Source organism: Halomicrobium sp. HM KBTZ05 (assembly GCF_041530035.1).
GTDB lineage: Archaea > Halobacteriota > Halobacteria > Halobacteriales > Haloarculaceae > Halomicrobium.
Window position 1 is genome coordinate 3,004,738 of the sequence record NZ_CP168057.1, and the last position, 26,159, is coordinate 3,030,896.

General features: G+C 65.2%; 24 protein-coding genes and 2 tRNA genes. 12 read left to right on the forward strand and 14 right to left on the reverse strand.

Translation table 11 applies throughout. The features are described 5' to 3' along the window. Positions 1 to 22: 22 nt before the first annotated feature. The 4 genes from ACAH01_RS15670 to ACAH01_RS15685 all read right to left on the reverse strand — a co-directional run bounded on the left by ACAH01_RS15670 (position 23) and on the right by ACAH01_RS15685 (position 5,321). Positions 23 to 916 carry a hypothetical protein gene (locus ACAH01_RS15670; protein WP_372479811.1) on the reverse strand — a complete coding sequence of 298 codons (894 nt, stop codon included), beginning with the start codon at positions 914 to 916 and terminating at the stop codon, positions 23 to 25. Positions 917 to 1,042: 126 nt separating this feature from the next. After that, positions 1,043 to 1,115, reverse strand: a tRNA-Pro gene (locus tag ACAH01_RS15675). Between the two features lie 65 nt (positions 1,116 to 1,180). Beyond that, complete coding sequence (locus ACAH01_RS15680) at positions 1,181 to 3,064, reverse strand: SLC13 family permease (RefSeq protein ID WP_372480814.1); 1,884 nt, start codon at positions 3,062 to 3,064, stop codon at positions 1,181 to 1,183. 163 nt (positions 3,065 to 3,227) lie between these two features. Beyond that, the gene (locus ACAH01_RS15685; protein WP_208627642.1) at positions 3,228 to 5,321 is read right to left on the reverse strand and encodes a DEAD/DEAH box helicase; all 2,094 of its coding nucleotides are present in this window, start codon (positions 5,319 to 5,321) and stop codon (positions 3,228 to 3,230) included. Positions 5,322 to 5,429: 108 nt separating this feature from the next. On the opposite strand from ACAH01_RS15685, the gene ACAH01_RS15690 reads away from it, so the two are divergent. Genes ACAH01_RS15690 through ACAH01_RS15700 form a run of 3 tightly spaced genes read left to right on the forward strand, consistent with a single transcriptional unit; the run spans position 5,430 to position 8,040 of the window. Then, positions 5,430 to 6,161, forward strand: coding sequence for a DUF4013 domain-containing protein (locus ACAH01_RS15690; RefSeq protein WP_372479812.1), 732 nt, complete (start codon positions 5,430 to 5,432; stop codon positions 6,159 to 6,161). A gap of 43 nt (positions 6,162 to 6,204) precedes the next feature. Beyond that, the gene (locus ACAH01_RS15695) at positions 6,205 to 6,804 is read left to right on the forward strand and encodes a hypothetical protein (RefSeq protein WP_372479813.1); all 600 of its coding nucleotides are present in this window, start codon (positions 6,205 to 6,207) and stop codon (positions 6,802 to 6,804) included. Between the two features lie 48 nt (positions 6,805 to 6,852). After that, a complete protein-coding gene (locus ACAH01_RS15700) occupies positions 6,853 to 8,040 on the forward strand; it encodes a site-2 protease family protein (protein WP_372479814.1) in 1,188 nt (395 codons plus the stop codon). Between the two features lie 266 nt (positions 8,041 to 8,306). On the opposite strand, the gene ACAH01_RS15705 is transcribed toward ACAH01_RS15700, so the two are convergent. Together ACAH01_RS15705 and ACAH01_RS15710 are read right to left on the reverse strand one after the other, a co-directional pair. Next, positions 8,307 to 8,930 (reverse strand): HNH endonuclease, encoded by a 624-nt coding sequence (locus tag ACAH01_RS15705; RefSeq protein WP_372479815.1) that lies wholly within the window; start codon positions 8,928 to 8,930, stop codon positions 8,307 to 8,309. 356 nt (positions 8,931 to 9,286) lie between these two features. After that, a tRNA-His gene (locus ACAH01_RS15710) sits at positions 9,287 to 9,357 on the reverse strand. Between the two features lie 103 nt (positions 9,358 to 9,460). On the opposite strand from ACAH01_RS15710, the gene ACAH01_RS15715 reads away from it, so the two are divergent. Then, a complete protein-coding gene (locus ACAH01_RS15715; protein WP_372479816.1) occupies positions 9,461 to 9,913 on the forward strand; it encodes a DUF5814 domain-containing protein in 453 nt (150 codons plus the stop codon). Here ACAH01_RS15715 and ACAH01_RS15720 read toward each other — a convergent pair. The 3 genes from ACAH01_RS15720 to ACAH01_RS15730 form a co-directional block, all read right to left on the reverse strand. Then, the gene (locus tag ACAH01_RS15720; protein WP_015762002.1) at positions 9,905 to 10,342 is read right to left on the reverse strand and encodes a hypothetical protein; all 438 of its coding nucleotides are present in this window, start codon (positions 10,340 to 10,342) and stop codon (positions 9,905 to 9,907) included. The genes ACAH01_RS15715 and ACAH01_RS15720 overlap by 9 nt on opposite strands. Before the next feature lie 179 nt (positions 10,343 to 10,521). Next, entirely contained in the window at positions 10,522 to 11,127 is a 606-nt protein-coding gene (locus ACAH01_RS15725; protein ID WP_153552168.1) for an RPA family protein, read from the reverse strand. Position 11,128: 1 nt separating this feature from the next. Next, positions 11,129 to 12,061: a replication factor A gene (locus ACAH01_RS15730; protein WP_372479817.1), complete on the reverse strand. Its 933-nt coding sequence runs from the start codon at positions 12,059 to 12,061 to the stop codon at positions 11,129 to 11,131. A 209-nt stretch (positions 12,062 to 12,270) separates the two neighbouring features. On the opposite strand from ACAH01_RS15730, the gene ACAH01_RS15735 reads away from it, so the two are divergent. The 3 genes from ACAH01_RS15735 (at position 12,271) to ACAH01_RS15745 (ending at position 14,004) form a co-directional block, all read left to right on the forward strand. Further along, positions 12,271 to 12,564, forward strand: a complete 294-nt coding sequence (locus ACAH01_RS15735; RefSeq protein WP_015761999.1) for a hypothetical protein — start codon at positions 12,271 to 12,273, stop codon at positions 12,562 to 12,564. Positions 12,565 to 12,709: 145 nt separating this feature from the next. Next, positions 12,710 to 13,708: a mannose-1-phosphate guanylyltransferase gene (locus ACAH01_RS15740; protein ID WP_372479818.1), complete on the forward strand. Its 999-nt coding sequence runs from the start codon at positions 12,710 to 12,712 to the stop codon at positions 13,706 to 13,708. A 59-nt stretch (positions 13,709 to 13,767) separates the two neighbouring features. Beyond that, entirely contained in the window at positions 13,768 to 14,004 is a 237-nt protein-coding gene (locus tag ACAH01_RS15745; protein WP_153552173.1) for a hypothetical protein, read from the forward strand. Here ACAH01_RS15745 and ACAH01_RS15750 read toward each other — a convergent pair. From ACAH01_RS15750 to ACAH01_RS15765, 4 genes are all read right to left on the reverse strand, one after another. Continuing rightward, on the reverse strand, positions 14,001 to 14,783 hold the full coding sequence (locus tag ACAH01_RS15750; RefSeq protein WP_170093213.1) for an SDR family oxidoreductase: 783 nt from the start codon (positions 14,781 to 14,783) through the stop codon (positions 14,001 to 14,003). The genes ACAH01_RS15745 and ACAH01_RS15750 overlap by 4 nt on opposite strands. Before the next feature lie 37 nt (positions 14,784 to 14,820). Further along, a complete protein-coding gene (locus tag ACAH01_RS15755) occupies positions 14,821 to 16,386 on the reverse strand; it encodes a lipopolysaccharide biosynthesis protein (protein ID WP_372479819.1) in 1,566 nt (521 codons plus the stop codon). Between the two features lie 88 nt (positions 16,387 to 16,474). Continuing rightward, on the reverse strand, positions 16,475 to 16,909 hold the full coding sequence (locus ACAH01_RS15760; protein WP_372479820.1) for a TRAM domain-containing protein: 435 nt from the start codon (positions 16,907 to 16,909) through the stop codon (positions 16,475 to 16,477). 102 nt (positions 16,910 to 17,011) lie between these two features. Then, positions 17,012 to 17,632, reverse strand: a complete 621-nt coding sequence (locus ACAH01_RS15765; RefSeq protein WP_372479821.1) for an SWIM zinc finger family protein — start codon at positions 17,630 to 17,632, stop codon at positions 17,012 to 17,014. Positions 17,633 to 18,110: 478 nt separating this feature from the next. Here ACAH01_RS15765 and ACAH01_RS15770 point away from each other — a divergent pair, with 478 nt between their 5' ends. Beyond that, the gene (locus ACAH01_RS15770; RefSeq protein WP_372479822.1) at positions 18,111 to 18,863 is read left to right on the forward strand and encodes a pirin family protein; all 753 of its coding nucleotides are present in this window, start codon (positions 18,111 to 18,113) and stop codon (positions 18,861 to 18,863) included. Positions 18,864 to 19,377: 514 nt separating this feature from the next. On the opposite strand, the gene ACAH01_RS15775 is transcribed toward ACAH01_RS15770, so the two are convergent. Further along, complete coding sequence (locus tag ACAH01_RS15775) at positions 19,378 to 20,169, reverse strand: 23S rRNA (uridine(2552)-2'-O)-methyltransferase (RefSeq protein WP_153552179.1); 792 nt, start codon at positions 20,167 to 20,169, stop codon at positions 19,378 to 19,380. Between the two features lie 278 nt (positions 20,170 to 20,447). On the opposite strand from ACAH01_RS15775, the gene ACAH01_RS15780 reads away from it, so the two are divergent. From ACAH01_RS15780 to ACAH01_RS15795, 4 genes are all read left to right on the forward strand, one after another. Further along, the gene (locus ACAH01_RS15780; RefSeq protein WP_372479824.1) at positions 20,448 to 21,554 is read left to right on the forward strand and encodes a BMP family protein; all 1,107 of its coding nucleotides are present in this window, start codon (positions 20,448 to 20,450) and stop codon (positions 21,552 to 21,554) included. A 6-nt stretch (positions 21,555 to 21,560) separates the two neighbouring features. After that, positions 21,561 to 23,864, forward strand: a complete 2,304-nt coding sequence (locus ACAH01_RS15785) for a methyl-accepting chemotaxis protein (RefSeq protein ID WP_372479825.1) — start codon at positions 21,561 to 21,563, stop codon at positions 23,862 to 23,864. Between the two features lie 301 nt (positions 23,865 to 24,165). After that, on the forward strand, positions 24,166 to 25,260 hold the full coding sequence (nirK, locus tag ACAH01_RS15790; RefSeq protein ID WP_372479826.1) for a copper-containing nitrite reductase: 1,095 nt from the start codon (positions 24,166 to 24,168) through the stop codon (positions 25,258 to 25,260). A gap of 73 nt (positions 25,261 to 25,333) precedes the next feature. Next, entirely contained in the window at positions 25,334 to 26,077 is a 744-nt protein-coding gene (locus ACAH01_RS15795; protein ID WP_153552181.1) for a DNA polymerase sliding clamp, read from the forward strand. Positions 26,078 to 26,159: the final 82 nt, after the last annotated feature.

The following is a 26,159-nucleotide window of genomic DNA, read 5'->3' on the forward strand; positions in this document are numbered from 1 at the left end:
CACAGACTTACAGCCGGCAGTATTACTTGGCGCTCTCGACGAGATTCTCCTGCGTGAATTCGTTGACCGAGATCCCGTACTCCTCCTGAAGCGTGTTCCGTCTCTCGATGAGAGCGGCCCTCAGCCGTCGTGACTCGGCGAGCGTTCGACTCTTCTCGTCGCGGAGTTGCTGGCGCTCTTCGAGAGCGACCTCGTCGAGGAGCGCCCGGAACTCGTCTCCGTGGTGTTCGAGTAATTGCGACCAGCCAGTGTGGAGGTCGCGGTACTCCCGCCCCTCGCCGTCTAAGAGATACGACAAAAGCCGCGGCGGGTCGACAGACATACTCCCCCGAGAGAAGTCGAACCGAGGCACGTCACGCTCGACTTTTTTCGTCAGTTCGGGACCAGCTGTCCGCACCACGTCGTGTGCCGCGGCAGTCAGGTCTTCGACGGTAGTGTCGTACGACGCCAGTTCCGAGTGTAACTCCGGATGGCGCTCTTTCGAACGCAACAGTGCTGCCTCGTCTGTTTGCGTCTTCGAGAGGGGCTTCTGAATCGAAAGCCCACCGTCGGGCTCCCACTGCTCGTGTTCTGGAAATGCCTGGTCGCCCGGTTTCCAACCGACGAACCCCGATTCGAGTTTCTCGATATTCCCGGTGAGGCGATCGATTGCGGGCTGGATGACGTACTGGAGTTCGTCGATGACGACCTGTTTTTCTCGATCCTTTCTGAGCTCCCGGATCGTCGTTCGGTTTTGACGGACCGTGAGAAAGGTCGCTCCGACGAAAAGGAGGGTGGCAACAGTCCCGAGGGCCTGGATGAGAAACGTTGCAACGCCGTCGCCCAGGGTGCCAGTGAAATAAGAGACGAGCACGTCCACGATCAAGAGCACCAGTGCGAAGGTGAGACCCAAGAGCAACTTCGTCGTGTTGACCATCCCAGCCACACTTGCGTACCCGGTTACAAACGCTTTGTCCACGCATGCGGAGAGTCTGTTTCGTCCGCGTTTTTCGAGGAGCCCTCACCGCAGGCTCGCGAGGAAGGGCGGCGACGAAAAGGTGGATGGGATCGCCCGGATTTGAACCGGGGTCACGGGCACCCAAGGCCCGAAGTATACCAGGCTAACCCACGATCCCGTACCAACAGATGCGGCCGTCGCTGAGTAAAGGGTTTCGTTGCGGTGGCACATCGACACACCCTGTCACGGAGTCAGGCCCCAGAAGTAGGCGATGCCCAGCGTCGTGACGACGGCAAAGATCGCCTGTAGCGGCGCGCCGACCCGCAGATAGTCGGTAAAGCGATAGCCGCCGGGGCCGTAGACGAAGAGGTTCGTCTGGTAGCCCACGGGCGTCATGAAGGCCGTCGAGGCGGCGAAGGTCACGGCCAGCACGAACGCGAAGGCGTTGGCCCCGAGCTGGACGGCGGCCTCGGCGGCGACGGGGATCATGAGGACGACGCTGGCGTTGTTCGAGATGATGTTCGTCAGGACCGCCGTGACGACGTACATCAGTCCGAGTACCACGAGCGGTGGGAACGACGGCGCGGCGAGCACGAGGAGGTCGGCCAGCAGCGCCGCGCCGCCGGTCGCCTCCAGGGCGAGCCCCAGCGGGATGACGCCCGCGAGCAGGAAGATCACGTCCCACTGGACGGCGTCGTAGATCTCCGAGGAGCGCAGACAGCCAGAGAGGACCATCCCGAGCGCGCCGGCCAGCGCCGAGACGACGATCGGGACCGGCGTGAGTGCCGCGACGGCGACGACGGCGGCGACGATGCCGACGGCGACGGGGACTTTCGACTCCCGGAAGTCGGGGCGTTCGACCTCGCGGGCGACGATGAAGTTCGGGTTGTTGTTCAGGCGATCGATACTGTCGCCGGCTCCCTGGACCAGGAGCGTGTCGCCGACGCGAAGCGTCGTCCGGTCCATCCGCTGGCGGATCAGTTCGCCGCCGCGCCGGAGCGCGAGGACGCTGGCGTCGTAGCGCTGGCGGAAGTTCGTCGACCGGAGCGACGCGCCGACCAGTTCCGAGCCCGGTGCGATCACGACCTCGACGAGGTTCTGTCGCTCTTCGGCCTCTTCGAGTTCGGCCTCGTCGACGACCACGTCGGGCACCACGTCCAGGCCCTCGGCGTCGAGCAGTTCGACGAGCGTGTCCCGGTCGGTCCGGATCGCGAACACGTCACCGGCCCGGATCGACTTCGCACCGAGCGGTTCGAGGAAGGTCCGGCGATCCCGGATCAGCTGGACGATGTCGATGTCGAGGTCGGTCGCTTCCAGCGCGTCGTGGACGGTCTGGCCGACGATCGGCGAGTCCTCGCGGACGACGACTTCGGTGAGGTAGTCGGCCATCTCGAACTCCTGGGTCAGATCGCCACGCGGTTCGATCCGTTCGGGAGTGAGCCAGCGGCCGACCGTCATGAGGTACAGCGAGCCGACGACGAGCAGGATGACGCCCAGCTGTGTGAACTCGAACATGGAGAACACGTGGAGGTCGCCGTAGCGCGCCGGATCCTCGATCGCCAGTCGGCCGGCGAGATCACTGGCGAGGATGTTCGTCGAGGTGCCGATCAGCGTGAGCATCCCCCCGAACATCGAGGCGAAAGAGAGCGGCATCAACAGCTTCGAGGGCGAGGTCCGACCCTTGTGTGCGAGGTCGGTCACCATGGGCAGCAGGATGGCGACGGCCGCCGTGTTGTTGATGAACCCGGAGATCGGCCCGACGATGCCGACGGTCGCCCCGAGCTGTCTGGTCTCGCTGTCGCCGGTCAACGCGGCGACCTTGGCCCCCAGGATCTGGATCACGCCGGTCCGCTGGACGCCCGCCGAGAGGACGAACATCGCGAGGACGGTGATCGTCGCCGGAGAGGCAAAGCCCGAGAGCCCCACGGCCACCGGATCGACGGCGTCGCCGGGCTCGTGGAGGACGTAGAGTCGCTCGGTCAGCAGTCCGGCGTCGGCCAGCAGCGCGGTCAGCGGTTCGACGACCAGTAGCGCCACCATCACGCCGATGGCGGTCACGTCGACGGGCACGCGCTCGGTCGCGAAGAGGACGAGCGCACCGGCGACGACGGCGAAGACGAACGCCATTGCCGGCGTGATCGGTGGCAGTGTCACAGCAGAGGAGGGGGCCGGCGGGGATAAAAACGTCACCCTCGCGAAGCGCCACGCGTTCAGCGCAGTGTCACTCTCGGAACGCCTCGCAGTTCACGGGTCGTACACGCCCCGCTCACACACTCCGAGAGCGCACCGATCAGTCGCGCTCTCGGAGCTCCATCTCGGCGACGATCTCGTAGGGGTGCAGGTCCTTTCGGATCCCGTCGAGAATCGCGAACGCCTGATCGGGTGCGAGGAAGAACCGCGTCACGGCCCGGCCCAGCGGCGTCGGCTCCAGCCCGTCGATGAACTCGTACTGGAGGAGTTTGCCCAGCGCGTGCTTGGTCGGGACCTCGCCGATCATGCGGTCGTTGAGCCGCTTTGCCTGGTCGCCGGCGACGGTGACGTTGGCCAGCGTCTCCTCGACGGCCGCGGCCTCGTCGTACTCGGTGATGACCGGCTCCATGTCGCCTTTGAGCAGTTTGAACGCGACCTCGTCTTCCGACATCTCCATACTGTTGTGATAGGAGCAGTCGGGTTCGACCAGCAGGTAGACGGTCCCCTTGTCGTGGTAGTCGGGCCGGCCGGCGCGGCCGAGCATCTGGCTGAACTCCTGGACCGACAGCCACTCGATGCCCATCGCCAGCGAGTCGAAGACGACCTGCGAGGCCGGGAAGTCCACCCCGGCGGCCAGCGCGGCGGTCGTGACGACTGCCGCGAGGTCCTGGTCGGCGAACTGCCGCTCGACGCGCTGGCGGCGTTTGTTGTCCAGACCGGCGTGATACGGTGCCGAGTCGTACTCCAGTTTCCGAGAGATCTCGTGACAGCGCCGTCGGGAGTTGGTGAAGATGATGGTCTGGCCCCGGTAGCCCTTGCTCGATTTCGTGTCGAAGGCCCGCCTGACGAGTTTGTTCTCGATGCGGGTCTTCTCCTGGCCGTCGGCGAAGGTGACGTGCCGTTCGATGGGGACCGGACGCTCCTCGAACTCGACCAAGTTCGCCCGGAGCTTCTTGGCGAGGTCGCTGGCGTTGCCGACCGTCGCCGAGAGGTAGATCCACTGGGTGCCGTCCGGCCCGACGCTTTGCTCACGGGCTCCGCCCGTTCGCCCTTTCCGAGACTGTTCCGCAGTCTCGCCCTGCTCGCAGTAGTACTTCAGCCGCGAGATGAGGCCGTCGAGGCGATGGCCACGCTCGCCCTCGCCCAGCGTGTGGACCTCGTCGATGACGACGGTGCCGATGTCGCCCAGATCCTTGCCGGTCCGCAGCGCGTGGTCGATGCCCTCGTAGGTGCCGACGATCACGTCGGCGTTCGGGTCGAAACGGTTGCCGTCGCCGTCGATCCGGCTCGATCCGACGCGCAGCGACACGTCGACCATGTCGCCGTAGCGCTCCGTGAACGACTCGTACTTCTGGTTTGCCAGCGCCACCAGCGGGACGAGAAAGAGCATCTTCCCCTTGTTGTTCAGCACGCGGTCGAGGCCGGCCATCTCGCCGATCAGCGTCTTCCCGGTCGCGGTCGCAGAGACGACGAGCTGGTCTCTGCCGTCGGTCGCGCCGTTCTCGACGGCGAGACTCTGGACCGGCAAGAGCGTGTCGAAGCGGCCTTCGAGGTGTTGCTGGATGCCGGGGTGGAGATCCAGCGAGTCCACCGGCACGAGGTCGATGTCGTCGACGGTCGCCGAGATCTCGTCGAACTTCGTCAGGTCGGGATCGAGTTCGCCAGCGAGCAGGTTCTCGATGCGATCGAGGTCCTGAACGTCGAGCAGGAGCTCTTCGAGGCGAGCCTGGGCGTCGCCGGTGATCCCGCCGTTGAGTGCGAGTTCGCGGTCCAGTTCCTCGCGAGCGCAGTCCGGACAGATGTGTTCGTCGTCGGCCTTGATCGCCGTCTCGCTCGTGATCGGCGAGTACCGGCCACTGGAGGCACAGTACCGGCAGGTGCGCACGACCTTCGCCGAGAGCTGGTAGCCGTCGAGCATCGCCTGTAGCTCCTCGCGCCCTCGCCCGGAGGTCTGCTCGGAGATACGGATCCGCGAGGCCCGACGAGCGAGTTCGACGAACTGGTCGGGACTGCGCAGGTCCTCGCTGGCCCCCCGCTTGATCCGGAGCCGGCGAGGCCGTGGCCCGGCGTCGGTCTGTTTGAGTTCGAGCACGCCGTGAAACACTCGATCACCGTCCCGCCGAACGACGACCCGGTAGTCGTCGCCGTGCTCGTGGAGGAACAGCGTATCGACGCGTGCGACCTGCTGAGACACGCCTGGACGAACGCGGCGGAGCTATTTGAGCGGTTCGGAACCTCGCCGGTTCGCCCGACTACCCCGCAACCAGTCGGTACGAATCCGACGCGAACGCTTACTTCACAGATGTGTGAATTCAGAAACAACAACATGAACCTCGACATCGAGCAACTGGCACGGTACCCGATGGAATCGGACGACTGGGTCGTGACCGTCGCGATCGGCGGCGTAGCGACGCTCTTGGCAGTGTTCGTGGTGCCGATCTTCGTGGTCACGGGCTACACGGTCCGGGCGATCCGGGCCGGTATGGAGGACGCAAGCGAGCCGCCGGTCTTCGACGAGTGGGGATCACTGCTCACAGAGGGACTGGTCGCGGCGGTCATCACGTTCGTCTACCAGCTCATCCCGATGGTCGTGTTCGGCGTGTTGGTTGGGGGCTCGATCCTCACGTTCACGACCGGCTCAGAGACCGCCGCGGGACTGGGGCTGTTCGGACTGTTCGGCGGCCTGCTCCTCTGGTGGGTGCTGGCGATCGTCTTTGGCTACGTCGGTCTGGCGGGCGTCGCAAACTACGCGAGAGAGCGGTCGTTCGGTGCCGGATTCGACGTGGCCGTCATCAGAACCGCCGTCACGTCACGCGACTACGCCGTCGCGTGGCTCTACGTGATCGCGCTCAACGTCGTCGTCGGCGTCCTCGCTGGTGCACTCAACGTCGTCCCGATCCTCGGCGGGATCGTCGGCGTCTTCCTGGGCTTCTACGCCCTGATCATCGCGGGGTGGCTCCTGGGAGACGGGTTCGCCGCTGCGACCGACACGCACGTCGAGTCGACGGTAGACGAGAGCACGAGCGTCGCGTAATGTCGACCACAGAGTTATCAGGTCAGAGAGGCAATAATTCACAATGGCAGACAACAAGAGCGGACGAGACGATCAGGCCGACGACGCCGACCGACGCCAACGCGAGCGGGACATCCTCACCGCGCTCGAACGTAACGACGAGACGGAGCCGCCCGTCGACGAGCGGGCACTGGGCGAACTGGAGACAGAACTGGACACCTTGTCGTTCCCCGTGACAGCGCGGGAAGTCGTCGAAACCCTCGGAGATCGGACCGTCGAGTCGGACGCAGGCGTCCACACGGTCGCGGATCTCCTCCCAGATACAGATCAGGAGACCTTCGACGAGCCGGCGACCGTCCGGACCCGCGTCCAGCGTCCGACCATCGCCGCAGCGATGAAGCGCATCGTCGAACACTGTCAGTCGATCCAGCAGACCTCGCTTGGCACCTCACAGCGAGAGGCCTACGAGAAGACGTTCCGGGCACTCAAAGCGGTCGACGCCGACGACGACGACGAAGGGATCCAGTACGTCGCCGATTGGATCGTCGAACGGATCGACGAGACGGGCACGCTGCCCGGATCGCGAGCGGTGCGCCGGGAAGCCGCGACGTTCTGTCGCGCGAACGGATACAGCGTCCGCAACGACGAGTGGCTCGGCGTCTGAGGTCGGTCACGCAGGGGGCTTAAGCCCCTCCCACGACAAGCGACGACTATGCGACGATTCCGTATCGGCAGTGCCTTCGGCATTCCGATCCAGTTGGACCTGACCTTCCTGCTGGTGTTGCCACTGTTCGCGTGGATCATCGGCTCGCAGGTCGAGCCGACCGTCGAGTTGCTCAATCGGTTCGGTGGGAATCTCGACCCGGCAGTCCTCACCACCGATCTCCTGCCGTGGCTGCTGGGCATCGCTGCCGCGATCGGCCTGTTTACCGGCGTCGTCCTCCACGAGCTGGGCCACTCACTCGTGGCGATCCGCTACGGCTACCCGATCGAGTCGATCACGCTGTGGCTGTTCGGCGGCATCGCACAGTTAGACGAGATGCCCGAAGACTGGCGACAGGAGTTTCTCATCGCGCTGGCCGGCCCCGTCGTCAGCGTCCTCGTCGGGATCGTCTCGCTGGTCGGGTTCGTGCTGGTCCCCAGCGGGACGACGGCGTTCGCTGCCGTCCGCTTCGTCCTTGGCTACCTCGCGCTGATGAACGTCGCGCTGGCCGTCTTCAACATGCTACCGGGGTTCCCGATGGACGGCGGCCGCATCCTCCGGGCGCTGCTGGCCAGGACGAACCCCTACGCGCGCGCCACGGAGATCGCGGCCGAGGTCGGGAAGGGCTTCGCGATCCTGCTGGCGCTGTTCGGACTGTTCCCGCCGTTCAATCCGCTCTTGATCGGGCTGGCCTTCTTCATCTACATCGGCGCGGCCGGCGAGTCCCGCCAGACGGTCATGCGAGCGGCCTTCGAAGGCGTCACCGTCGCCGACGTGATGACGCCCGCCGACCGCGTGACCACCGTCGACCCCGACACGAAGGTCCGCGAGCTCATCCGGACGATGTTCGAGGAACGCCACACCGGCTACCCCGTCGAGCGCAACGGTGAGATCGTCGGCCTCGTCACGCTGGAAGACGCCCGCGCCGTGCGAGAGGTCGAACGGGACGCCTACACCGTCAGCGACATCATGACGACGGAGCTCATCGTCCTCTCGCCCGAGGAAGACGTGATGACCGCACTCTCGGAGCTGGAGGGGAACAACGTCGGCCGCCTGATCGTCCTCGACGAAGCCGACGAGTTCCGCGGGCTGCTCACCCGCAGCGACATCATGACGGCACTGACGATCATCAAAGAGAACCCCGACTACAAGGCCGACGACGAAGGCGAAGCGACCGTCTTCGAGCCACAGGCGTGAGCGACACAGCACTACCGGACTGCACACCGTCCGCCGCCGTGGCACAAAACCTATCCTGGCGCGTTTCTTCCAGAAGAGTATGCATCGAAGACAGTTCGTGAGCGCCGGCGCTGGAGTGGGACTAACGGCGCTCGTCGCGGGCTGTCCGGGACTCTCCGGCGATGATGGGGCTGCGCTGGTCGTCCAGAACGACGACTCCGCGTGGCTGTCGACGACGAGACAGTCCGGGTCGCGACGGTCCGCATGCAATCGGACATCCAGCACGTCTACGTCGAAATCGTGGGCCCCGAATCGATCGAAATCGGCCCGGATCGACTACACTCACCTACACCATCGAACTGAGCCGCCCGCCACCGGAGCTCGGCCCGCGAAATGCACCCGAACTCCGCCCGCCGGTGACAGGGCGGACACAGCGAGACGACGTTGTCCAGCGTGTGGGCGTCCCGCTCGGCCAGCACCGGCATCTCGACGAACGCCCGCACCGGGACGACGTGGTGGACGTCGGGGTTGCGCCCCAGTTCCTCGGCCGTGGTCCCGCAGACGACGCACTCGTGGCCGTCCCGCTCCAGTGCCGCCGCCCGGACCGCGTTCCACCCCTTACCGTACGGCCCGACCGTCCCACCCTCCCAGTTCGGGTGGCCCTCGCCCGTGAACTGCTCCGAGAGCCACGCGTACTGACAGTCGGGACCGCAGAACGTGGCCTCCCCGGTGATCTGGTGGGGGTAGCGCTCGACTGTGGCGTCGCACTCGTCACAGGCGACGGTGGCTTTACCACCGTTCCAGCGGGGGTTCTTTTCCCCGTCGATGTCGAGGGGTGTGCGCCACGACTCGGATTCGACGCATTCAGAGCAGAATTTCCCCGGCTTTTCACTCGGATAGTACTCGAACACGGTATCACAGATTTCACACGCCGTCTCCTCCTTCGCATCGCTGTAATTGGGATTGTCAGATCCCGTGTAGGAGACCGATCCATCGAGACATTCATCGGAACAGTATTTCTTCTCGTACTCCGAATAGAACGATTCACCGCAGGCCGCACATTCCCGGTTCGGAAGATGCTCGTCGTGGACCTGGCTGTGGTGAACACCAAGTCCTCGTCGACTGTCGAAGACTTTTCCACACGTCGGGCATCCGTGAACAGGCATATTTACGACAACAACTCCGTCGATATTATAGCATAGGATACCACGGTGAAAGTGAAGCAGATGATTACACAGCCGACGCTAAGTAATGTGAAAATTACTAGGTCCGGGCGCGAGAATTGAACCCGCCTCACAGGCACCACAAGCCTGTAGGATGCCACTACCCCAGCCCGGACACGCTGAAGCGTTTACCACTATCCCGCTGGAACTCATATACGTTACGACTCCGTACGGCCTTCGAGACGCTTTTACACGCCACACCCCAACGGTCTCTAAGCGTGGCCATCACCGACAAGATCTACGTCAAGAACCACCGCCAGCTCGCCTCACAGCTGGAGACCTCGTTCCCGAAGGGCGCGTTCAAGGGAGCGACGCTGGACATCCTCTTTCAGGGCGAGGGACTCGCGAAGCTCAACGAGGCAAGCCAGGATCGGGTCCTCGAGTTCGCCGAAGACTTCCTCGACTGTGACTGTCAGGCGAATCCCCACTGTGGCTGTCCCGAGGAGAAGTTCGTCCGATACCTCCTGGAGCTTCGGGCACAGGGACTCGGCCCCGACGCCATCGTCGACGTGATGGGCGACGACTACATGCTGTACGCCTACCCCGGCGACGTGCTCTCCTTTCTGGACGACTCGGTCAGGACGCTCGAAGCGGTCGAGGCACTGGCAGACGTAGACGGAAAACCGGACGTAGCGAAGCAGGCACGCGAGAGCAGAGACGAATTAGTCTAGGTCGTCGAAGCTACCGATGCGGTAGGACGCGTCGTCGTCGTCTTCGCCGTCGAGATCTTCGAGCTGGACGATGTCTTCCTGGTCGTGCTCGTCGAGTTGCTGGCGGAGCTGGGTGACGTAGCGCTTGTGCTCTTCGAGCTGTTCGCGGAGGTGGTCGGCCTCCAGTTCCAGCCGCTCGTGTTCTCGGACGAAGCTCTTGGGCACCTCGACTTTCGGCGGGAAGCTCTCGGTCGTCTCCTCGGTGTCCGTCGCTTCGTTGAGTTCGTGTTCGGGGACGACCTCGACCTGGCCGTCGTGAGCGACGAGGAGATCCACGTAGTCACGGAACACCGCAGACAGCGAGATGTCTCGTTCCTCGGCGATGCCACGGAGGGTCTCGAACTTCTCCTGGCTGACCCGAAACGAGATCGTCTTGTTCTTGTTGCTCATCCTTGTGTTCAGTTTGTCCCCGCATCATACTTAACCGTTTGTCAGACGATCGCACGGCTGACGGGGGATCGAAAGAAAACGAACGGGTGCCGGAAGTCGGACTACTGCTCGGCGCTGGTCGTCTCTCGCTGCTCACGGGTCACGCTGTTCCTCGCTCGCAACTCCGAGACCCGCCTTCGCTACGCTTCTGGCGCGTCTCGCTGCTCGCCTTCGAGACTCTCCAGTGCGCCGACCGCGGCGCGGCGGTAGTTCTCGACGGGCAGGTCGTACTGCTCGCTGGCCATCTGGACGTACTCGTCCATCTCGGCACCGTCCTCGTCGTCGAACGCCTGGATCCGGTCGAGCGTTCGCTGGGCGGTCTCGACGACCCAGCGGTCGCGGGTCGCCTCGTCGACCTGTGAGATCGACTCCGGACGAACAGAGACGTTGACCTCGCCGTCGTCGGTCTCGTAGGTCCGGGGCTTGCCGACGACGGCGACGTAGGCCGGCGGCTCCAGTTCCCGCAGCATCGAGGCGGCGTCGGGCTGGTACTGGCCGGCGTACATGAAGAACGTGTCGCCGTTGGGGTCGACGACTCGTCCCTGCCAGTACTCGCTGTCTTCACCGACGTCCTCGGTCTCGGTCAGCGTACCGACGAGGAACACGCGGTTGGCCCGCTCGCCCGTCGGCAACAGGACGTAGACGGGTGCGCGCTCGTCGTCGGACTCTTTGAAGGTGTAGCTCGCGTCGTTGAACTCGCTGGCGAAGACGCGGCGTGCGACTTCGCGGGTGGGTGTTGCAGCCATCTCAAATCGACCTCGCTTTGATCAGCATCGCCTCGGCGTCCACTGGCCCGTCCAGTCGCTCCTGTTCGTTCGCCAGGACGTACCGTCCGAGCGTCGGGCCGGTGACTCGGTAGTACCGACCCAGCACCTTCTGGCGCATCTCGTCGGCCACGACGGTCGTGTCCAGCGCGTCCATGGCCATCTCTTTGCCCTCCGCCAGCGAGATGCCGGTCAGTGCCTCGGTCGCCTCCTCGTCGAAGATGACCTCGGTGACCTCCTCGCCGTCGTCGAGGACGCCCTTGATGCGGAGGTCGAACTCGCCTTCGACCTCGCCGTGCTCGTTGCAGCGGCCGTTCTGGAGGACCCGCGTACAGTCCTCCTCGGGACAGCGCTTGATCAGGCCGCTGCCAGACTGGATGTCGACCAGCGCGCCCTCGACCTCGACGGCGTCGTCGCCGACCTCGATCTCTTCGTCGACGGCCTCGATGGTCGTCGTCCGGTTGAGCTTCACGGAGAAGCGGCCCTGGTACTCGTCGGTGACGACGTTTCGAAGCTCGTAGACCTGCCCTTCTTCGAGTTCCGGGAGGTCGGACTTGGACCACTTGGTGAACTTGATCGTCCCGGTCTCGTCGCCCAGCAGGCCGACCTGCGCGACGGCGTCGGCCGTGGCGTCCCACAGCTCGACGACCTTCGCGGTCACGTCGATCCACTCCTCGGGGGCGTCCACCTCGGCGATGTCGACGTGCTCGTTGCCGCCACCGCCCGAGAGCTGGTCGCGGTCCATGCCGGCGTCGTCGAGGTACGTGTTGACGACGCTGCGGCGGGCCTCGCTGAGCGGGACCTTGTACTCCTCGACCAGCGTTTCGAGGCGCTCCTCGATCTCGTCGACGGTCACGTCTAACTGGTCGTCGAACTGCTCTTGTATCTCTGTCGCAGGGGTATGCAAATCGGTCATTGGTGTCTCTGTCTCCGCGTGTTTTCGATGGGAGACACCTGTCGATTGGTCGTCTCGGTACATAAACCCTCGTCAACCACACCGAAAGTGAAAGCGACGCCCGGCGTGGCGAGGGCTTTCGGCGTCTCTGCTCCAACACCCTCTGCCTGTCTGAACACGATCCTTCGTTGCCAGAGAAGATTCTTGAGGCGCGAGCCGAAACGGTACGTATGGCCGACGACGACCGGACGAGCCTCTTTCAGCAGATGATCAGGACGACCCTCCGGTCGGCGGGCCGCCAGATCGAGGACGCCAAACAGGCCTACACCGACGCCAAGCGGTCCGCGCTCGCGGATCTCCCCCAGAACGACGACGGGAAGGCTCGCATCGTCTGTCGACGCTACGCCGAGCGCCGCGCAGTCCGCCTCGACGACCAGGCGCGCCCGGCCTGCTTCGACCCCGACCACCCTGACTGCCAGGGCTGTGCCGAAGACGTGAAAGCAGGCAGCGTCGAGACCTGGTAGAAACCACCTTTTTCGACTACGGGTGCGCCAGAAGCCCACTGCGTGTCGAAAAGTGTTGGCGAAAGAGGCTCGACTTCGGTCGAGTGAACCGGCCGACAGTCTCTCGGACAGAATTTTTGAGAGCGGCCGGCGTCCAAGCGGATACATGGATCGCCCCATCGTCGCTCTGGTACTGGCCGGCGGGACGGGGACGCGTCTCTACCCAGCCAGTCGCTCGGACCGGCCCAAACAGTTCCAGTCGTTCGGCGGTGACCGGTCGCTGCTGACCAGCGCCATCGAGCGAGTCGGTTTCGCCGAGGAGACGTACGTCCTCACTCGCGAGGCCTTCGCCGACGAGGTCCACGACCACGCGCCCGAGGCGGCCGTCCTCACCGAGCCAGCGCCGAAAGACACCGGCCCCGCGCTCGTCTACGCCGCCCACCGGATCCGCGAGCAGGTCGGCGACTGCGTCCTCCTTGCGGTGCCAAGCGACCACGTCGTCGGCGACGGCTTCGAGGCCGTCGGGCGGCGGGCGGCTCGCACCGCAGTCGAAACGGAGGGGCTGGTGACCGTCGGTGTGGAGCCGACGCGTCCCGAACCGGGCTACGGCTACATCGAGCCCGGAGAGAGCCGAGAGGGCTACGAGACCGTCACGCAGTTCCGCGAGAAGCCGGACCGCGAGACCGCCACAGAGTACGTCGACCGTGGTTGCTACTGGAACGTCGGCATGTTCGCGTGGACGCCCGAAGCGTTGCTGTCGGCCGCGCGGGCGTCGCCGCTGTCGGCCCTCGTCGACGCACTGGAGCGGGGCGAACCCGAACGGGGGTTCGACGCCGTCGATCCGGTCAGCGTCGACTACGCGGTCCTCGAACGGGCCGATGAGGTGTTCGTCGTGCCCGCCGACTTCGCCTGGGACGACCTGGGCGCGTGGGACGCGCTGGCGCGGCACTTGCCGACAGACGACGACGGTAACGCCGTGCTCGGCGACGCCGTGACCGTCGACGCGGCGGACAACGTCGTCGCGACCGACGGCCACGTCAGCCTCGTCGGCGTCTCCGATCTGGTCGTCGCGAGTTACGGGGACCGAACGCTGGTCGTCCCCGCCGACGAGAGCCAGCGCGTCCGCGAGGTCGTCGCCCGCCTCCGAGACGAAGACGCGTTCTGAGGGGCGCGACGACTGGCACTGCCGAAAAAGTCTTCCCATCGCCGGCAGTAGGCGGCGCTATGGCAGGCGCTGCCCGGCAGTTCTGGCTGTTCGTCATTCCGTTCATCGTCGGCTTCGCGGCCGTCGGGCTGTTGGCGCTGTCGTTTTTCTTCCCGGGCGAACTCTACACCGTCGACAGCACGGGCTACCTGCTGACGGCGATCGTCGCGGTCGCGTCGCTTGGAATCGTCGTCTGGCAGTCGGTCGTCAGCGAGCGCACCGTCGTCGGCGGGATCGACGAACCCGAGCGGCGCTAGCTCCGCATCGACCCGCCGTCGATTGGCAGTGCCGTCCCCGTCACGTACGAGGAGCGCACACTGGAGAGGAACGCGACCACGTCGCCCAGCTCGCGCGGGTCGGCGATCCGGTCGAGGGGCGCGTCGGACCACTCCGCTCGGCCCTGCTCGTAGCTGTCGTACTCCCCGCGTTCGACGGCGTCCTCGATCAGTTCCTGGATGCGCGGGGTCTCGTGAGCGCCGGGGAGGACCGCGTTGACCCGGACCTCGGGGGCGAACTCGCGGGCCTGTGTCTTCATGAGGCCGATGACGGCCCGCCGGACCGAGTTCGACAGCACGAGGTCGTCGATGACCTCTCTGACCGAGCGGGAGGTGATGTTGACGACCGTGCCGGCCTCGGAGTCCCGGAGGTGCGGGTAGGCAAAGCGGGTGGTCCACACCGCGCTCATCACGAGGAGGTCGTAGGCGTGGTACCAGTCGTCGTCGGTCGTCGAGCGGAAGTCCCCACTGGATGGGCCGCCGGCACTCGTGACGACGTGGTCCAGCCCGCCCAGTTCGTCGACGGTCTCCTCGACGAAGGCGGCGACGTGATCCTGGTCGGTGATGTCGGCCTCGACGGCCAGCACGTCGCCGTCGCCGGTCGCTTCGAGCTGTTCGCGAGCGGCGTCGACGTGGGCCGCCGTGCGGCCACAGACCGCGACGTGAGCGCCCTCGCGGGCCAGCGCCGTGGCACTCGCCAGTCCGAGGCCGCTGGTCGCTGCGGTACACAGTGCGACGTTGCCGTCGAGTTCCAGATCCATGTGGCCCGGTGCGCGCGGCAGCCCCAAAACGTCGTCGTCAGCGCCTCGACAGGCGAGTGCGATAGCGGTCGAGCAGCGTCTCGGCCAGCCGCCGCTCGGTCGGCGTGAACCCCAGCCACCGCAGGACGGCCGCGTAGGCCGCCAGTCCCGCGGCGGTGCCGACGACGAGCGCAGTCGTGGACGGGAGCGTCGCCTTCGCCCCGAGCGTGACGGCCGCGAGGACGGCCCCGGCGGCGATCGGTTGCAGGTGCAGCCGAGTGAACGGCTGGAGCCCTTCGAGCCGATAGAGCACGGCGACCTCGAACCCGTTGTTCAGCGTCAGCATGAGCAGGTAGCTCGCGACCAGCCCGGGCAGGTCGTAGGCCAGCGTGAGCGGGACCGCGACCGCGATCAACAGGAGCGTGACGACGGTGTTGACGAGCAACAGTGCGCGCTGGTTGTCGGTCATCGTCAACAGGATCCCGACGCTGCCGGCCGCACACGCGCCGTACTGGGCGACGACGAAGCCCGGCAGGAGCGGCGCGTACTCGACGAACGTCGGCCCGAACAGCGCCATGACGGCTTCGCGATACACCACGACGGGGACCGACAGCGCCGTCACGCCCACGAGGACGATCCGGCTGGTCACGTGATAGAGCCGCGACAGCGCGGCCCGCGACTCTTCCTCGTGCAGGGCCGCCGCGACGGGCGGGATGAACTGATTGATCCCCATGAGCGGAAGTCTGACCAGCGAGCCGAGCAAGACGCCGACGGAGAAGACGCCCCCCGCGACGCCAGAGAGGAAGAGCGCGATCAGCGGGTAAAAGCCCAGGCGCTGGACGACCGTCGCGAACCCGCCCGCGAACAGCGGCGCGGTGTAGCGGACGTAGCGCCGCCAGATGGAGCCCTCGCCGTCGGTTCGCAGTCGCGGCCGGACGCCGCGATCACGGGCCAGCCACACGGCGGCGACGACGCCGACCAGCCCCATCACCGCGACCACGCCCAGCGCCACCGCCGCCAGGTCGGCGAAGAGGATCGTCCCGGCGACGCCGACCAGCAACTGGCCCGTCGGGACGGCGATCCGGAGCGTCAGCGTCAGCGGCCCGACAGCCTCGAAGCCGCGGAACATCTCGGCGACGGTAAAGAGCCAGACGCTGGCCGGCAGCCCGACGGCGAAGATTCGCAGGAAGGTCCCGAACCGCTCGCCCTCGCCGGTCACCGTGACGGCAAGCGGCGTCGCGACGTACAGGGCCGCACCGAACAGCGTCGCGACGCCGAGCAACAGGAGGCTCGCGACGGTCAGCAACGCGTCGCGCTCCGCGTCGCTGTCGGCGTTCGGGAGGAAGCGACTCAGGCCGGAGCGAAAGCCAAGCGCGAGGTGCAACAGGAAGCGCTGGAGCCTGCGTGCGACCGCGAAGACGCCGTAGGCTCCGGCGCTGAAGCCGTTCGTCAGGACGGCCGTGAACGCCAGCGTGAGCGCGCGCTGGAAGAGAATCCCCGGAATCGAGACCGTCGCACCGTGGGCGACCCGTTCCAGCGCGTCGTCGAGGGTCGCCTCGACGGACGCCTCGCTGTGCTCGTCGCTGCGAGCGGTGTCTGACTCGGGCGAGGACGCCGATGGCACGGGCTACCGTGTCCGACGGGCTCGAATAAATCCGATGATCCACTCTCCGTGGCTGGGAAAAAACGGGTGACTGTCCACCCCGGCGGCGCTATCCGCCCCAGAAGTTGTCGCGACTACCGAGACGCTCGCCGTCCTCGTCGTCCTCGCCCTGGTACCCCTCGTCTTCGTCGTCTTCTCCGTCGTCCTCGTCCAGTTCGAGGCGTTCGACCTCGTCGGCGCGGGCGTGGTTCGACCGGACCTTCGTGATCCGGACGCGGGCCTTCGCCGGTGGGAGGAGGCCGTCGACCATCACGATGAAGCCGTCCTCGGTGCGGCCGACGCCGGCACCGCTCTCGTGGATGTCGTCGACCTCGACGACGACCTCCTCGCCGAGTTTGACGGGCTGGCTCTTCAGATCCGAGATCGGCTGGTTGTAGTGGTTGCACCACTCGGCACCACCGCGGTCGCCGTAGTGTTGACACCCCATCCCCTCGATGCGCTCGCTAAACTCGGGGCAGTCGTCCGCGAGTGGACAGTCGGCCATGCGACTGGTTACTGTGGCCGTCGGCAAAACGCTTACGAGCGACGGTTTCTCGGGGCCGAACGGCGTCGTGTGGGCGCGTCGGGGCCTGGGGACGGCGCTCGGTCACGCGAGCAGCGCCGCGTCGTCCGTTCGCCGGAGCCGCGACCGGGGGAACGAGTACCGGCGGTCGCCGTCGCCCAGATACGCCACCTCGACGACGACGTCGTCGGCCGGATACCCCTCGTTGGTGGGGTAGGCCGCGACCGTACAGTCCGCGGCGTCGACGCGGACGTCGTCGGCCCGGCGATCGGTGACGCGGACGACGACCAGCCGGTCGCCCGTCTCCCGATCGAGGACGACCGTCCCCGGATCGAGCGCGCAGGTCGCACAGAGGTGGGGCGTCGGGGCGTCCTCGGGAACGAACGTCTCGGTCTCGCAGGCGTCACACACCGCCCGGACCTGTCCCGGCGGTGGGACCCGACCGGCGGTGATCTCGATGGCCACCCGGCGGACATGCTTGCACCGCCGGCCTCTGATCTCGTGGTCGGGACAGGTACAGCTGCCGGTCGTCGCGTCGACGACGTAGGTCGCACCGCTCTCGGAGTCGACGGCGTAGCGCGAGCCCGGGAGCGACCGCACCGCCATCGCCTCCGTCCAGGCGCGAGCGGCCCGCTCGTCGAGTCGTCGAAGGTCGGGAACCAGTGCAGTCTTGCGCGGCGCGTCGGCGGGATCGATGAGCGTCATAGTGGTGGACACGGGTGTTTGGGCGAGATGTGTCCGTACGAATAGGGAGGTGCTCCAGCAGCCTAAATCGCTCGGCCGGTGTGGAGGGTAGTGTTCAGATAAGAGACCAGGAGTGGTCGCAACAAGGCACCGAAAGCCCTCGCGTCGTTGCGGTCCCGCGACTCGCTGCGCGCGCTTCGCGTGCTTGCGTCGTCGGGGGTTCTCGCAACGACGCTCGCCCTTTCATCCACCAGGGTATAGACGGCTGAACAGCCGACTCCTGGCGGATGAAAGGGCGAGGCGCGGTAGGCGGATCTGCGGCGGCACTATTCGACCGCAGAGAGAATATCCGCCGCAGATCCGCCTAGCGTGCCGAGGGCTTTCGGTGTCTGTAAGTCTGAGACTGAGGTTGCTTATCTGAACACTGCGGTGTGGAGCTACCCGACGGGTGACAGCGATGCCACCGCCAGCATATGTGTCTCGACGCCCAACGAGCGGTATGAGCCAGCAGACGACGACGGAGATCTACACGGCCCCGCGGACGGACGTGTCCCAGAACCAGGGCAAGTTCCGGATTCACTTCAACTTCCCCGGACGGAACCACCCGGACCACGAGGACCACGGCTACGGCCCGCTGGCGACGGTCGTCGAGTCGTTCATGGACCCGGACACGCTGATCGGGATGCACCCCCACCGCAACGAGGAGATCGTCTCCTGGGTCCCGGCGGGCGTGATGCGCCACGACGACCGGCGGGGCAACGACCTCGTCACCGACAGCGAGCACGTCATGGCGATGAACGCCGGCCGAGAGTTCTGGCACGCCGAGCGGACCGACGCCGACGATCCGCCGCTGCGGATGCTCCAGATCTTCGTCCGGCCCCACAGCCTCGACCTCGATCCCGACATCCAGCACGAACCCCTCCCCGACCCGGTCGACGGCGAGTGGCGTCGCGTGTTCGGCCCCGAGGGGTCGGACGCCCCCGTCACGGTTCGCAACGAGGTGGACCTGTACGATCTGCGACTCGACGAGGGCGACGAGATCACGCTCCCGGAGCGAGCGGGCCGGGACACCTACGTCTACGTGTTCGAGGGAGCAGCGACCGTCGACGACGCGACGCTGGCGGAGACCGAGAGCGCACTGGTCGTCGGCGACGGAACGGCGACGCTCACGGCGGAGGACGACGCCATCGTCGTCGCGTTCCTCATCGACCCCGACGCGCCGATCACGCGACAGGGGACGATCGGACGATAGCCGACCACCATTTTCCGCTACGGGTCGCCTTCGGCGACCGCTTGCGCAAAAACGTGGTCTCACTGAGCGTCGCGAAGTGAGGCTGCCGGCGACCTGCCGGGTCCTCCGGACCGCTCGGTCGCCCGGATGCTACGGCAAACGTGCGGTCAGTACAGGTGGTGAGTCTATCAGTCCGATTTTTGAACGTTGTCAGATTTAGAACCAAGTGTAGAAAAAAGCACGACCAGTAGCGTGCATACACCGATGACACCGAGATAGATATTAGCTCGCCCTGCTGTCGCCCAATACTCGTAAGACAGGTCGATAGCGATGACTGCAGAGATTACGACAAGGAGGAACTGGATAGGTTTACTAGACCAGTATTTGGAAAGGAGGACCATATCTCTTCCAGACGGTCATCCAATAAAGAGGTACGGACGCCTGACTGGTGAACTCGCAGCCGTACGGACCGACAGATCTGAGTCGATGCCGAGACACCGTCTGTCGAGAGGTTACGACGACGTACCCGAACGGGCTACTCGCCGACTGGCTGTGCGAACCCGAAGTTGGGTTTCACGTCGTCGACCCGGACCGTGACGGTGTCGCCCGTTTCGGTCCCGGAGACGAACAGCGTGTACCCCTCGACCTTGGCGATGCCGTCGCCTTCGCTGCCCACGTCCTCGATGGTGACTTCCACCGTGTCGCCCTCGCGGACCGGCGCGGTGAGAAAGCCCTTCGCGACGAGGTACAGCTCCGACGACGAGTCCCGAGAGGCGTCGGGCCGGACCTGCCGGACGTACTCGAACTCGCTCTCGATGTCGGCCTCCAGGTCGGCGAGGTCCTGGCCGTCGAACACCTTCACCGCGAAGTCGCCGCCGGTCGCGAGCACGTCTTCGGCGACCGCGAACGCCTGGCGTGCGAGGTGGATCGAGCGGGCGTGATCGAGGTCGTACTCCCCGGTCATGTTCGGCGCGAGGTCGGAGATGACCACGTCGACCGGCCGCTCGTCGCCCTCGGCACCGACCACGTCGCGCACCTCCGCTTTCGTCGCCTCGTCGGTCATGTCCCCGCGGATCGTCTCGACTTTCGGGTCGGGATCGTCGAGGTCGTCGATGCGCTGGCGGTCGACGCCGATCACGACGCCGCCGCTGCCGACGCGTTCCGCGGCGACCTGCATCCAGCCGCCGGGTGCGGCCCCGAGGTCCAGCACCGTCCGGTTCTGGCCCAGCAGGCCGGCGGTCTCGTCGAGTTGCTGTAGCTTGTAGGCCGAGCGGGCGCGATACCCCTCTTGCTTGGCCCTGTTGTAGTAGTCGTCTTTCCCGGACATGTTACGGTTGCCTCCGTGAGACTCGCTCTCCGTGTCGGGACGTACTGGTGGTCATACACTGATGGACGCGGCCGAAGGGGAAAGGGACATCGAATGAGCGATCGGAACCGAAGCGACACACCACCGTACGGATGGCTGTCTGTTCGTCTCGCGTGGTCGGGGCGGCTCTCTGGAGCGACCATACCAGTGTGAGTGAGTGACTACCATATATATTATCAATTACGATATTGGTGAGATACACTCTTTATCGAACAGATCCGTCTGAAAGGTAACGTGCAATGAGTTTCCCACGCTTTACCAGACGACAACTGCTCCAGGCGACCGCCAGTGTCGGCGCGGCCGGGCTCGCAGGCTGCTCGGACATCACGGGGGATAACGAGTCGACAGGTCGACAGACAGAGACCGAACAGGTCGACGAGGATGTCACGCAGGTCGGCATGATATACGCCCTCGCCGGACTCGACGATCGATCGTTCAACGACGCCGCAAACAGGGGTATCCAGCGGGCGCGACTCGACTACGGGATCTCGTTCTCGAATCACGAACCCGAGACTCGAGACGACATCGCACTGCTCCAGCAACGACTGGCCGACAGCAAGGCACCTGACTACGATCTTCTCTGTTGTATCGGCTTCGTCCAGGAGGGATCACTGAGCGACATCGCATCCGAGTCTCCCGAGCAGCGGTTCATGATCGTCGACAGTGTCGTCGACGCCGAGAACGTGGCCAGTTACGTCTTCAGTGAGCACGAGGGGTCGTTCCAGGCCGGCCACCTCGCGGGCGAACTGACGAGTAGAGAGATCGATCTCGGTACCGGCGCGACAGTCCCCGACCAGCGGACAGTCGGCTTCGTCGGCGGTGTCGAGAATCCGCTGATCGAGCGCTTCGAGGCGGGATACCGGGCCGGGACGAACTACGCCGATTCGGACGTGACCGTCCGCTCGTCGTATCTGGGGAACTTCAGTGACATCGAAGGGGCGTACGATACTGCGAAGGCGATGTACGACGAGGGCGCAGACATCGTCTATCACGCCGCAGGCAGTGCAGGGCTCGGGGTCTTTCAGGCCGCTCAAGCGTCGAACCGGTACGCGATCGGGGTCGACGCCGACCAGTCTCGGAGCAATCCACAGTACGCCGACGTGATCCTCGCGAGCATGGTCAAGCGCGTCGACAACGCGGTCTACAGCGCCACCACCGACGTGGTCGAGAACGACTTCCAGGGCGGCAACGTCGTCTCGTTGGGCCTCGAAGCCAACGGCGTCGACCTGGTCTACGGTATCTCGCTGGAACCCGCCGTCCCCGACGAGGTCGCCGCGGCACTCCAGCAGTCGAGAGACGACATCGTCGCCGGAGAGATCACGGTTCCGACGGAGGTAGAGGGGTGACGACAGATGAGTGATCGACTCACGCGCTACGGCCGTCTGCTCACGCCGTCGTTCGTCCGACAGCGGTACGCCGCACAGTTCGCGATCGCGTTTCTCGCGGTCATGATCGTCATTGCCGGGGTCGGGGGGATGACCTACGTCCAAGCCGAGGAGACGGTCGAGCGCAGTACGACGCAGCAACTGGAAGAGACCAGCAAACTCCAGGGCGAGTCGATCGGTTCGTGGGTCGCAGAGATGCGAACGAGTACCCGGTCGGTGTCCAGTGGCGAACCACTCCAGTCCGACCGGACGGCGGCGGCACACATCCTGTTGCAGGATCAGTTGCTCTCGGAAGACATCGTGAGCATGCACTACGTGAACACGAGCCAGAACCGGGTCGTCGCGAGCACGGAGCTACCGATCGAAGATCGCTCACTCGACGAGGTCGACGCTCCGTGGACCGACGCAGAGGTACCCGAAGGGCCGGGAGAGAACAGCCGCGTTTGGCAGTCGGACCGCTCGTACCGCTCACCGGTTCTCAACGATCGGCCGGTGATGGCGTTCGCTAGTTCCGTCCCACAGCGGCCCAACTCCTACGTCGTCGTCGTCAGTCGGATCCAACCACAACTCGAACGGATCCAGGGGGAAAACACCGACCAACGGACGACGATCGTCAACGAAAACGGAGAGACAGTCCTCGACATCGACCGGACAGTGTCGACGACGGAACACACCCAGCAGTTCGGGGCGATCCGGAACGGAACCGTGAACGGCACGACGACCCGGATCGGGACTGACCGTGTCTACGCGTACGCGACCGTTCCCGGCACCGACTGGGTCGCCATGACTGACATCGAGACTTCGACGGCCTTCGCCGTCCGTAACGACGTCGCCCAGTCGGTCGGGCTACTCGTGGTGCTCGGACTCCTGTCGCTCGGCGTCGTCGGAGTCGTGCTCGGCAAGCGGACGATCAGCCCGCTGACGCGCCTCCGAAGCCGAGCCGAACAGATGGAGGCTGGCGACCTCGACGTCGATCTCGACACCGGGCGGGAAGACGAGATCGGCAGACTGTACGACAGTTTCGACGCGATGCGTAACTCTCTCCGGCGACGTATCACCGAGGCCGAAGAGGCACTCGAAGAGGCCGAACAGTCTCGTTCGGAGGCCGAGTCGGCACGTGAGGAAGCCGAGGCCGCGAAACAGCAGGCAGAAGCAGTCAGCCAGCAGCTCAAAGAGCAGGCCGCGGCCTACAGCGACGTGATGCGGGCAGTTGCGGACGGCGACCTCACTCGTCGGATGGACCTCGACACCGATCAGGAAGCGATGGTCGAGATCGCGACGGAGTTCAACGCGATGATCGACCAACTCGAATCGACCGTCGGCAGCGTGATGGCCTTCGCAGAGGAAGTCGCGACAGCGAGTGAAGAGGTCTCGAGCGGTGCCGGTGAGATAGAGACCACAAGCCAGACCGTCGCCGAACGGATCCAGCAGATCTCCGACGGTGCACTCCGGCAAAACGAGACACTCGAAGAGACTGCCGGCGACATGAACAACCTCTCGGCGAGCATCGAAGAAGTGGCGTCCGCGTCCGCGACGGTCGCCAACACGGCAGGCGAGACGGCAGAACGCGGAAAGGAGGGGCGAGAAGCGGCCCGCTCTGCCATCGACGACATGGCCGAGATCGAGTCACGCTCGGATGCCGCCGTCGAACAGATGCTCGAACTCCAGAGCCAGATGGACGAGATCGGCAAGGTCGTCGACTTCATCACCGACATCGCAGAGCAGACGAACCTCCTGGCACTCAACGCGAACATCGAGGCTGCCCACGCCGACGGCAGCGGCGAGGGATTCAACGTCGTCGCCGACGAGGTCAAGAATCTCGCCGAGGAGACGAAGACCGCGGCAGAGCAAATCGAGACACAGATCGACGAACTCCAGAATGCGACCGACGAGACAGTCACAGACATCCGAACGACGAGAGATCAAATCAGTAACGGGGTCGAGACCGTCAGAGAAGTCTCCAGCACGCTACAGGAGATCGTCGACGCGATCGAAGACACCAATCAGGGCGTCCAAGACATCAGCACGACCACGGACGAACAGGCCGACGCCACGCAGCGCGTCGTCAGTCAGGTCGACGAGGTCACGGAGATCAGTCAGGAGGTGACCGAGAGTGCAGAGCAAGTCTCGGCCGCCGCCGAAGAGCAGACGGCGTCGGTCGCCGAGATCGCGAGCAGTGCCGCCACGCTCAACGAGCGTGCGACGACGCTCGCAGACTCTCTGGACGCCTTCACCGTCGACGACGAATCCGAAACCGACGGCAGGGACTGATACGGATTAGTGTAGCCGTTTTCCCGGTCGACCGCACCACGGTGTGCGGTCAATCCGGTAAAGATCTACAATAATCCGTATGAGACTGTTACCTGTCATTGCGTCACCGCGTCAACCACCTCTTGACGACGAACGCCGTTACAGGCAGACGGCCCGCGGTACGAAGGCATAGCTATCGTCGTGTAGTAGTACGTGTTTTCTGTACATCCCGAACTTGTTCGGGCGCTTCTGACGGCCTGAGAAGCCGCTTCTGTATATATGTGGTCTGGGTAGAAAGGTGCAGATGTCGGAGGCAAGCTCAATGTCATCCATTCCACGCTCGACGCGTCGCCGCGTGCTCAAGGCGCTCGGCGTCGGCGGGACGGCCGCCCTCGCTGGCTGTACCGCGCCGAGCAACCAGGAGGCGACCGAGGTATCGACGACTGATCGCGCGACCCCACAGGAGCCAAGCATGAACCCAGCCAAGGAGACCGACGTCGACCGTATCGCCGCGGACCCGACCGACATTCCCGAGCCGATCGATCGGGACGAACCCGAGACGGTCGAGGTCGAGTTGACGACCAAGGAGTTGGTCGCCGAGGTCGAGCCCGGCGTCACGTACACGTACATGGCCTTCGAGGACCAGATCCCCGGGCCGATGATCCGCGTGCGGAAGGGCGACACCGTCGAGTTGACCATCACGAACGAGGAGGGCAACTCGATGCCCCACAACATCGACCTCCACGCGGTGCGCGGTCCCGGCGGCGGCGCGGAGGCGTCGATGGTGGCACCCGGCGAGACCGAGACCTTCCGGTTCAAAGCGACGTACGCGGGCTCGTACATCTACCACTGTGCCGTGCCGAACCTCGACATGCACATCTCCTCGGGGATGTTCGGCATGATCCTCGTCGAACCGGAAGACGGGCTGCCCGAGGTCGACCACGAGTTCTACTTCGGGCAGCACGAACTGTACACGACGGGCGAGGCCGGCGAAGAGGGCCACCACGACTTCGACTTCGAGTCGATGAAGGCAGAGGACCCGACCTACGTCCTCACCAACGGGGAGAAGTACGCGATCACGCCCGATGTCCACGGCTCGCCGACGATGCAGGTGGGCGACACCGCGAGGGTGTACATGGCGGTTGGCGGTCCGAACCTCGATTCGAGCTTCCACCCCATCGGCTCCGTCTGGGACGAGGTGTACCCACAGGGTGCCATCGAGAGCGATCCCCACGTCAACGTCCAGACGACGCCGGTCAAGCCCGGATCGACGGTCATCGCGACGCTGCACGCCGAGGTGCCCGGTGCGATCAAGCTCGTCGACCACGCGCTCACCCGAGTCGCTCGCAAGGGCAACATGGCCGTCATCATGCGGGAAGGCGACGAACAGCCCGACGTGTTCGACCCCGAGCCCTGACGACGGTCGTCGCCGCACGCGCACGCGATGAATGGCGTCTTTTTTAATGGATGGGGGCGTAGCCGTGGCCAAGATGTTCAACGCCATCGTGAGCGCAGACACGCTCCAGGCGACACTCGACTCCGTGAGCGTGCTGGTGGACGAGTGCAAGATCCACCTGAACGAGGAGGGCCTCGAAATTCGCGCCGTCGATCCCGCAAACGTCGGGATGGTCGATCTCACACTCGAAGCCGCAGCCTTCGAATCCTACGAGACCGACGGCGGCCTCATCGGTGTCAACCTCTCGCGGCTCGAAGACATCGCCGGCATGGCCGACGCCGGACAGCTCGTCCACCTCGAACTGGACGAAGAGACGCGCAAGCTCCACATCGCCATCGACGGGCTGGAGTACACGCTCGCGCTGATCGACCCCGATTCGATCCGACAGGAGCCGGACCTGCCGGATCTCGACCTGGCGGCCCACGTCGTCATCGAGGGCAAAGACATCGACCGTGCCGTCACCGCCGCCGACATGGTCTCCGATCACATCGCGCTGGGAGTCGACGCCACCGACGAACTGTTCTACGTCGACGCCGAGGGCGACACCGACGACGTCCACCTCGAACTCGACCGCGAGGACCTGATCGATCTCACGCCCGGCGACGCTCACTCGCTGTTCTCACTCGACTACCTGCAGAACATGAACAAGGCGATCCCGAAAGACGCCGAGGTCCGGATGGAACTGGGCGACGAGTTCCCCGTCAAGATGCACTTCGACTTCGCCGAGGGACAGGGATCGGTCACCTACATGCTCGCGCCGCGCATCCAGAGCGAGTAACGCTGCCGACTACGTCTGGGGAGAAGCTCGCCAGATCGCGAATACCGCGTCGCAGTGACGGCCAGCAGTGTCAGCCGTGTTT